The following is a 722-nucleotide window of genomic DNA, read 5'->3' as shown; positions in this document are numbered from 1 at the left end:
CACGTTTCGCATTACTACGACTAAAGCGGTTTAACCAGACGCCAAGCCCATTGAAACCATAAACGGGTTCTAAATCCGTGCGCTGAGAGGCCGGTAAGATATTCTTATTGATGTTGTCGAGTATGAGTGGCTCTGAGTTTGGTGTTGGGTAGTAGGCCAATACCATGTGCGCTTGATTAAGCTCTAGAGCCTTTACATAAGAGATTTGAAGTTTGCTTTCGTCAACACCAGCGAATAGCAAAGTAAAGAACTTAGCGATCGCGTAGTCTTCACAGTCTCCGGCATTTTTAGCTAGTAACTCTACAGGGGTCGCCCAGTAGTCGGTGTCTCCCCATAGTTCGATATCGTCTACAAACGCCGCTTGGTTGAAGAAATCGTTAACTTGTTTTAGCTGTGATAGCTCGACATCTTGTGTGTACGACTGTTTAAGGTCCCAAGCCATACTTTGCCAATCGACAAGGCGTTGTGCGGCATCACTGCCAAATCGTTGCTCTACGACCTCTAACAATTGATTTTTAAATTCCACAGCAAACGACGTCATTGCAGGTGTGATGAGCATTGCGGCTAACGCAATGTAGAGGTATTGCGTTAAAGAATTAAAGCGAAATGCCATCATGGCTGTTTTAGTTTGGCCCTTAGTGCGGATAGCTTGTCTTTAATACTTTTTTTGTCAGCGGCAGAGAGGTTGTTTCTCATCGTGTTGATGTTGGTTACGTCTACTG

1 protein-coding gene is annotated in these 722 nt (G+C 44.7%); it reads right to left on the bottom strand.

Going from position 1 to position 722, the window contains the following annotated elements; translation table 11 throughout:
- Positions 1 to 616: transglutaminase-like cysteine peptidase (locus A3762_RS05110; protein ID WP_231878734.1), on the bottom strand; the 616-nt coding region annotated here is incomplete at its 3' end.
- Positions 617 to 722: the final 106 nt, after the last annotated feature.

This window comes from Oleiphilus sp. HI0125 (assembly GCF_001635355.1).
Note: the sequence above shows the minus strand (reverse complement) of the source record. Positions and strands in the feature narration are given on the sequence as shown.